This window comes from Leptolyngbya cf. ectocarpi LEGE 11479, from assembly GCF_015207065.1.
Taxonomy (GTDB): Bacteria; Cyanobacteriota; Cyanobacteriia; order Phormidesmidales; family Phormidesmidaceae; genus Leptothoe; species Leptothoe ectocarpi.
The window spans coordinates 1-8,176 of the sequence record NZ_JADEXP010000296.1 but is presented as its reverse complement, the minus strand read 5'-3'; the positions used below and the strand labels follow the sequence as shown (position 1 = coordinate 8,176).

The 8,176-nt window shown below is 49.7% G+C and carries 8 protein-coding genes and 1 tRNA gene; 7 read left to right on the top strand and 2 right to left on the bottom strand.

The window, feature by feature from the left end; all coding sequences use genetic code 11:
- Positions 1-414: 414 nt before the first annotated feature.
- The 5 genes from glyQ (at position 415) to IQ260_RS23375 (ending at position 4,956) form a co-directional block, all read left to right on the top strand.
- A complete protein-coding gene (gene glyQ / locus IQ260_RS23395; RefSeq protein WP_193995494.1) occupies positions 415-1,338 on the top strand; it encodes a glycine--tRNA ligase subunit alpha in 924 nt (307 codons plus the stop codon).
- Between the two features lie 39 nt (positions 1,339-1,377).
- Positions 1,378-1,866 carry a DUF4079 domain-containing protein gene (locus IQ260_RS23390; protein ID WP_193995493.1) on the top strand — a complete coding sequence of 163 codons (489 nt, stop codon included), beginning with the start codon at positions 1,378-1,380 and terminating at the stop codon, positions 1,864-1,866.
- A 98-nt stretch (positions 1,867-1,964) separates the two neighbouring features.
- Positions 1,965-3,473 (top strand): ComEC/Rec2 family competence protein, encoded by a 1,509-nt coding sequence (locus IQ260_RS23385; RefSeq protein ID WP_193995492.1) that lies wholly within the window; start codon positions 1,965-1,967, stop codon positions 3,471-3,473.
- Positions 3,474-3,539: 66 nt separating this feature from the next.
- Positions 3,540-3,626 (top strand) — tRNA-Ser (locus IQ260_RS23380).
- 106 nt (positions 3,627-3,732) lie between these two features.
- Positions 3,733-4,956: a site-specific integrase gene (locus IQ260_RS23375; protein ID WP_193995491.1), complete on the top strand. Its 1,224-nt coding sequence runs from the start codon at positions 3,733-3,735 to the stop codon at positions 4,954-4,956.
- Here IQ260_RS23375 and IQ260_RS23370 read toward each other — a convergent pair.
- The gene (locus tag IQ260_RS23370; protein ID WP_193995490.1) at positions 4,922-5,278 is read right to left on the bottom strand and encodes a hypothetical protein; all 357 of its coding nucleotides are present in this window, start codon (positions 5,276-5,278) and stop codon (positions 4,922-4,924) included. The two genes, IQ260_RS23375 and IQ260_RS23370, sit on opposite strands and share 35 nt — an antisense overlap.
- 407 nt (positions 5,279-5,685) lie before the next feature.
- Between IQ260_RS23370 and IQ260_RS23365 the strand changes: the two genes are divergently transcribed.
- Complete coding sequence (locus tag IQ260_RS23365) at positions 5,686-7,044, top strand: DNA adenine methylase (protein ID WP_193995489.1); 1,359 nt, start codon at positions 5,686-5,688, stop codon at positions 7,042-7,044.
- Complete coding sequence (locus tag IQ260_RS23360; RefSeq protein WP_228016375.1) at positions 7,025-7,588, top strand: hypothetical protein; 564 nt, start codon at positions 7,025-7,027, stop codon at positions 7,586-7,588. The genes IQ260_RS23365 and IQ260_RS23360 overlap by 20 nt, the downstream gene beginning before the upstream one ends.
- Before the next feature lie 13 nt (positions 7,589-7,601).
- Here IQ260_RS23360 and IQ260_RS23355 read toward each other — a convergent pair whose 3' ends face one another.
- Entirely contained in the window at positions 7,602-7,916 is a 315-nt protein-coding gene (locus IQ260_RS23355) for a hypothetical protein (protein ID WP_193995488.1), read from the bottom strand.
- Positions 7,917-8,176 lie beyond the last annotated feature (260 nt).

Sequence of the window (8,176 nt, the reverse complement as noted above, 5' to 3'; positions counted from 1 at the left end):
AGAATCTCAAACTATTTAACTGTCTAGGTTCCGCGCCCCTCAGGTGTCGGTGTGAACCGCTCCCCCGTCGAGCGCTTTACTAATATAGCGACACGCCCATACGAAGTCAACACCTTTCGTGAAATTTGTTTGTGGCAGTTAGAATCCTTGCAAGCAGAGGGTTCTAGTTAAATTGGCTGACTGAAACCTGGTTTAGCGCTACATTTTTTTCGTTTTCCTTTATACAAATTTTTCGGGTTATTACCCTGGGATCGCCTGGTAGTGGGTTTTGGGGTTTACTTTGAGCTAATAGGTAATTTATTGCTGGCTAGATGGAGTATGGCTTTAGTCACGATTCAGGCTGGGTACTAGCGCTTTTTCCTCACTTCAGAGGAGAATGTGACGGTCATACATATATAAGTAGGGGAAAGCGCAGTGAATTTTCAGTCTGTCATTGCCACACTGAATGAGTTTTGGTCGGCGCAGGGATGCTTGATTGTTCAGCCCTATGACACTGAAAAGGGGGCGGGTACTAAAAGTCCCCACACGTTTTTGAGGGCCATTGGACCAGAACCATGGTCAGTTGCTTATGTTGAGCCTTGTCGTCGTCCGGCAGATGGGCGCTATGGGGAAAATCCCAATCGCTATCAGCACTATTACCAGTACCAGGTGCTGATTAAGCCATCCCCCAGCAATATTCAAGATCTGTATCTAGAGTCCCTCAGGGCGTTGGGCATCAAACCCGAGGATCATGACATTCGATTTGTGGAGGATAACTGGGAAGATGCTGCGGTTGGGGCCTGGGGTGTGGGCTGGGAAGTCTGGTTAGATGGCATGGAGGTAACTCAGTTTACCTATTTCCAGCAGTGCGGCGGCTTGGACTGTAAACCGGTGTCCATTGAGATTACTTACGGTCTAGAGCGATTGACGATGTATTTGCAGGAGGTGGATGAGATCGCAAAAATCCAATGGAACGACACCGTCACCTATGGTGATGTCCACATGCAGGGCGAGATCGAATGCTCCACCTATAACTTTGAAGCGTCCAACCCAGAACTATTGTTCAATCTATTTAATTTGTATCAGCAAGAAGCCGAACAGCTAATGGAGCGTGAGCTAGTACTCCCAGCCTATGACTTTGTACTCAAGTGCTCCCATGCCTTTAATCTTTTAGATGCCCGTGGCGTCATTTCTGTCACCGAGCGGACTCGCTATATTCGCCAGGTTCGCTCATTGGCTCGAAACGTTGCCCAGCTGTATTACGAACAACGTGAAAAACTCGGCTTTCCACTACTAAATGATGACAATAGCGAAGATTCTGAGAAGCTAACCCATAAACAGAACACCGTACCTGCCTAAAATAGGTGCAGATAACAAACGCGTTAGGAATACCCGATCATGGTGTCTAGTCTAAGAGCCTATTTAGAACCCATTGCCAGCTGGTTCGCTCAGTTTGGCTTACCTGAATCGATTACCCACTGGGGTCATCCCGCAATGATGGGCATTGTCGTCTTTGCCATGGGTAGCAGCGCCGCCATTGCCGGCTGGAAAATTCGTACGGGTGCTCCCGATGCCACCATGGGGTCCATGCCTGTACGTAAGTTCCACAAAAAAGTAGCTTTGTGGATGACAACGTTCATTGCCATGGGATATACCGGTGGCCTGCTTTCCTTAGTGATGCAAGATCAGCCCATTCTAGAAAGCCCCCACTTCTGGACAGGTTCAGCGGTGCTGGGCCTACTGGGACTCAACGGAGCCATTTCTATGAGTAAATTTGGTGGCGGTCAAGACTCGTTGAGAAATGCCCATGCCTACATTGGGACAGCGGCTGTCGCCCTGATGGTGGTCCATGCTGCGCTGGGTCTGAAGTTGGGTTTATCAATTTAACCCCAGACCCGTTAACTTCGACCAATTCGGGAACGATAACTGAGAACGCTGCTTCGGACTAGGAGCAGCGTTTTTTATTTCGTTTTTTATTTATCGTTATGACACTCTGGGGTCCAGTCATTATCGGTCTTGGTTATGTTCTAGGGCTGCTGTCCACAGGTATTCTGCTAGGTCCGTCTAGTCAACCGATGGTCAGCTATGGGCTAGCACTGGTTGGCTTGGGGTGTAGTCTCTGGATTCCAAAGATATGGCGCCTGGGTCCGACCAGATATCAGTGGCTCATAGCAGGATTAGTCAGTTTGTTAGGCGCGGCCTACTGTCTGTGGCGCATTCCTCAACCAGGCATGGATGATGTCAGTCGATATGCACCCGGTAGCTATAGCGCGTACGGAGAAGTTGTAGCACTCCCCCAGGTCAATCGCAGCGGCAAGGGTAAATTTTGGCTTGAGACCCACGGCATTCAACATCGTGCTGAGGACGCTGACTTTGTCAGTCGACGCCCTGTCAGCGGAAAACTCTATATCACAGCTCCACTAGCACAAACAGCCAACCTTTACCCAGGTCAGGCAATCAAGGCCACTGGACGGCTGTATGAACCGAGCGTTGCTAGCAAACCTGGAGAATTTGACTTTCGGGCCTATCTGGCTCGTCAAGGTAGCTTTGCTGGTCTGAGTGCTAACTATATAGATAGTCAACCGAATACCGATCAACCTCAGCGTGGCCTATGGCAGGTTCGGCAGCGCATCGTCAAGGCTCAGGGTCGCTGGCTTGGGGATAAAGGAACACTCGTTAGTGCGATGGTGCTGGGCCGACGCGCAGTAGATCTCCCCTACGATATTCGTGATGCCTTTATTACAGCGGGTTTGGCCCATACATTGGCAGCGTCTGGATTTCATGTGGCGCTGATACTGGGGCTAGTGCTGGCCATGATGCAATGGCAACCGGCCCGCACCCAGGCCATTGGGGGCAGCGTTGCGTTACTTATATATGTTGGTTTGACGGGGCTACAGCCCAGTGTGATGCGGGCCGCCATCATGGGTTTTGGGGCCATGATGGGCCTCGCTTTAGAGCGTCAGGTTAAACCCCTGGCTGCTTTGGGACTCGCAGTCGTATTGCTATTGCTGTGGAATCCACGCTGGATTTGGGATATCGGTTTTCAGTTAAGCGTAACGGCCACGTTGGGACTTATGGTCATGGCCACGGCTCTAATTAAACGATTGGACTGGATGCCAGGTGCAATAGCAACTCTGCTATCTGTTCCCATCGCGGCCTATCTGTGGACCCTGCCATTACAGCTTTATCACTTTGGTATCATCCCGTCCTACAGCATTATTTTGAATGCGATCGCAACACCGTTAGTCACCCTCATTAGTTTGGGTGGCTTTATTAGTGCTATGGCGAGCGTAATTTGGCCATTGGCAGGAAGTGCGATCTCATGGCTTTTGGCAATCCCAGTGCAGCTCTTGATAACTTTAGTCAACTTATTTAATCAATTACCAGGTAACCAGATAGATATCGGAAACATCTCTGTTTGGCTCGTAGTAGCAATCTATAGTCTCTATGGAACCATTACCCTCTGGCTCGCTTGTCGAAATCGAACAGTCTAGGTCTAGAACGTGCACCTCGGTGTAGAATAAACAAGCCCAAAAGCTTGGGCGGCCTATTCAGGCCTTGGAGAGGTGGCAGAGTGGTTGAATGCGGTAGATTCGAAATCTATTATGGGCTTCGGTTCATCGGGGGTTCGAATCCCCCCCTCTCCGTTGAATAGCAAAGGTTTCGGCCTTTCACAACAAATTGAGAAAGACTTCCTCAGAGCAGCTTTTGTGAGCTGAAAACAGGTGACTGTGGACTGTTTTTGGGGAAGATATGGGGAAGAATTTTGCACCTGAGAAAGTCGATATAGACCCCCGCCTGCAAGCGATTAACCAGCAGCTGGAAAAGGTCAGTGTGCGGCAAAAAGGGGGAAAGTTATACGTTCGGGGCAAAGCGGATGATTCGTTTCCGCCGAGGCCGGGACAAGATAAGCCGCGACGGGTGGAGCTGGCTCTGAACTGTAATGCTTCGATGGCGGGGCTAAAGGTGGCGAAGGCAAAAGCTCAGGAAATAGATAGTCAGCTGCTTTGGGGTCGGTTTGACTGGGGACCTTATTTGAAGGGAAAGCAGAGACCAGCGAAGACGGTAGCGGAGTGGATTGATAAGTATGAGGCTGATCATTGGGCATCTACGCCGAGAACGCTGACTAAGGAAAACTCGTATCAGCAGAACTATCGGTTGTTTTTTAATCGTCTACCGCAGGAGAGGGTTCTTACGCTAGATCTATTGCGGACAGAGCTTTTGAAGGGGTCTAAACCGGGTACTCGTAGCCGAGAGTTTTACTGTATGGCCTATGGCAGACTGGCAAAGTTTATGGCGCAGCAAGGTGCGATCGCACCTCAAGATCTCGCCACATTCCAAGCCGAACTCAAATCCCTCAAACAGGGTTACTCACCGAAGAAGATACTGCCGGAGGACTTACCCAACGACGAGCAAATTGTTGAGATTTGGCAATCGCTGAAAAATCCCAGCTGGCAATGGATTTATGGGATGCTTGCCACCTATGGGTTGCGGCCCCATGAGGTGTTTCATATAGATGTGGAGCAGTTCACGCCAGAGACTGAGGTGTTGCGGGTGGCGGATAGCACTAAGACGGGGACGCGGTTGGTGTATCCCTGTCCGGCTAGTTGGCGCACTACGTTCAAGCTGTGGAATGTGCGGTATCCCAATATTCAGCGGGAAGGGCGCAGTAATAGCAAGCTGGGTGAGAAGATATCCCAGCGATTTCGGGAAATTGGGATTGGGCATAATCCCTATGCACTAAGGCATGCGTGGTGTATTCGGACTGCATTGCTGGGGGTACCGGATGCGAGTCTCCGCTGGAGAGGCTTCGCCAACGCAGCGAAATGGGCAGGCCATAGTGTCGCGGTTAGGACCCAGACCTATCATCAGGCAATTAGTGAAGCGCAGCATCAGCAGGTGTTTGAGCGGATGAAGCAGGCTGAGCAAAGTCAACTAACGGTTAGGGGATCAGGCGCTGATCGGGCGGAATCATGAGCAGGCGGTCAAAGTTAGCCACATGGACCTGCCAGGTAGAGGTTTCAACGCTGGGGTCTTGGATATTACGGTAGTGGACACCGTATTCGGCATCGCTGGGCTTTTCAAAGATGCGGAGTTTTTCGGCCCGTTCGATCTCGGCCATAATTCGGTCTCGACTAACGCCCAATAGGGGTGATGCTTTGGCGGGAGACAGCCATAGGCCACGGATGCCATAGCTTTCGAAAATGCGTTCAACCCATTTTTGCCGCTCTTCTAGCTGAGCATAGCGAGTTTCTAATAACTCTAGTCGCTGTTCGAGGGCGGCGAGGGTTCTAGGCATAATACGCGCGTTGATAATTGAGCTATCCCGCTAGAACGGCTAGCCTGGAATGCTTTGAGCTACAGAGGAGAGGGGCAGAGTGGTTGAATTCTGACTTAGTCGCTAAGCAAGCAAAAAACAAGTGATTGATCGTTCAGTCAATTATATTCGATCATTCAATCAAAAGCACCTATCCTGCGCTGAGCTGGGCTGACTGCGGATTTTAGGCTGATCCTTGCTAACTATTGAAGAGTGCCTGAGCAGTAGGAAACAAAGCCTTGGAAGTCGTCAGTATCTGGGTTATGGCAGTTTTAGCTAACAGTTAACCATTTAAATCCAATCCCCCAGCACTGTGACCTGAGATCCATGGGCCAAAAACGGGCATTCAAAGCGAGTGCAAAAAGGCTAATTCAGGCTGGAGAGGATTGATGCTAATAAGAACTCGGCCAAAGGTAAAACTGGATGAAATGCCGAATCCCTGTTCTGGGGGAACGATTGAGCGTCCGGCACTACGTTACTTCGGTGGGAAGTGGCGATTGGCTCCATGGATTTTGCAGTATTTTCCAGAGCATCGAATCTACTGTGAGCCTTATGCAGGAGCTTTCAGCGTTGGCTTACGTAAGCCTCCGGCGGCTGTGGATGTGCTCAACGAGTGCAATCCAGGGGTAACAAATTTCTTTCAAGTTTTGAAGGACTGGCCACAGGAATTAATCGCAGCGCTGAATGCGTCTCCTAAAACACGGGATGAGTTCAAACGATGCATGGTGATCGAAGGAAATGCTTTCGAGCGAGCAAGGCGTTTCTATCTCTTTTGTCAGATGAGTTTTAGCAATGGTGGCGGGCGTTGGAGCAGTGGTACGAGTGAGGAGCGATTGCGCCTGGTGCAAAGTCAGGACTGTGATTATCTGATGGCCGTTTCTCAACGGTTAGCAAATGTACAAATCACGCATGATTTGGCTGAGGTTGCGATCGCAGTATACGACAGTCCCGAAACACTGTTCTATATTGATCCGCCCTATGTGCAGAGCACGCGCGGCAGTAAGGACACACGCCACATTAATGGAGCACCCAGACGGCAGTATGCCTATGAAATGGATGATGACGGCCATCGGCATCTAGCTGAGCAGCTGCATGATGCGCAAGGGATGGTGGTACTCAGCGGCTATGAATCTGCTCTTTACGCTGAGCTGTATCCCGGCTGGCGCTGTGTCAAGAAACAAATCCAGACTAGTCAGGGGTTACGGACGGAATGCCTTTGGCTTAAGCCCACTGCAGGTGAACGGATTTATTTGCCTTTATCCTTTGGCAATAAGTGTGTTTGGGCTCCTAGCTTAGTTAGATCTGACGGTTTTATTGAGATCCACGCTCATACAAACGGAGAGCCGATCACGGCGTACCATCACTGGAATGCTGTGATATCAAAAAACTGCCGACAGCAGCCTCCGACTACAGCAAAGTCGGTCATCACTGATAGCAGTAAGTCTAAGCACCGCAAGCATAATCAGAAAGGGCAAGCTAGCGGCTGGCTGGAGTCTCGCACTGGCAATCGAAAACGGAAGACGCCGAGTACTAGCTACTACTACCGGTGGGATTCTCCCCAGGGTCGTATCACTGAGTACGTAAGTACTTCAAAATTGTCTGAAGTGTCCCGAATGCTGGCCGAGAACTGCCCAGCGCTGGAGATATTGAGATATGTGGTGAAGGGCAAGAAAAAACTTTCAAAATCAGTCCAGAGCTTATTAGCTAATAGTAAAACTGGCGATGACCATGGATGTGCTCAAGGATGAAATCGCTGAAAATATTGGTCCTCAGACGTTGCTGATTTTCCCTGAGGCAAAGCGGTTGACGACGGGGGTGAGGTATTGGTTGGAGGATGCGATCTCAAACGACGTAAAGGTAATCTGCTTTGCGGCCGCGAATCCTGGCCGGGATATTTTCTTGGAGATGCTGGAGGTTGAGTTAGAGCTGCCCAGCGATAAGCTGATCCGCGAAACGATGCAGGCCGAGGCGGAGCGGATGGGGTTGCAGTTGAGTCGGTCACGATTAGCGGAGTTGCAACCGTTGGCTGGACGCAATCCAATGCTGGCGCGGAAGGTGATCCGTAATGAGCGACTGGGCCTGAATCGGGAGGCTAGCCCGCAACATACTCAGTACGTGGTGATAATGCCGATTCTGATCGCCTGTCTGATGGCGTTTGGTGTAGTGCGATTTATTGGGATGGGGACAAGGAATAAGTCACTGTATATCTTTGGTGGCGTTGCTTTGATAGCAGGGATGACCTTAAAGCAGGTAGGGCAGGTACGCGGGGCTCGAAAGCGATTAGGGCAGTAAAGATTTCGAAAAATCAGATCGGACTGGATGGAAATGAGCGGTTACTCAAATTCCAAGCGTCATCATCTGCTCCGCTTAAAATAGCTCGTGTATTCCGATTGGAAAACTGCCGTAGAATTTCTCCTGCAATAAATTGAGCATTCATCAGAAAATTGCCAATCTCTATCCGTTTATATCGCTTCGCATCATAGCGACGCTCTACCAATTTTGGATATGTCTCAACCACTGACACTAGAAGCTGCTGATCGATATCTGGAAAAAATGTTGATACTTTCCTTACAGTTTTTTCTATATCATGACCATATTTTTTTTGAAGTTTACGATCCAATTCATCTTTCTCAAGACCCTTAAATCGCTCATCCTTGGCTATAAGTGCACCTTTTAGGATTAGTTCACTGGAAATACAACAGTTTTGAATAACAGCGTACTTATCGAACGAACCTAGAGCGATTGCTGCCGCTCAGGGCAAACGCATACGTTTCTTTACAATTTGGTACTAGCGTTATCTCCTTGGGCCAGCACCTTGAAAAGATATTGGTCATCCCATCCTGCTTTGAGTCGCTTTGCATGTGTGCCACCTTTGGCGGA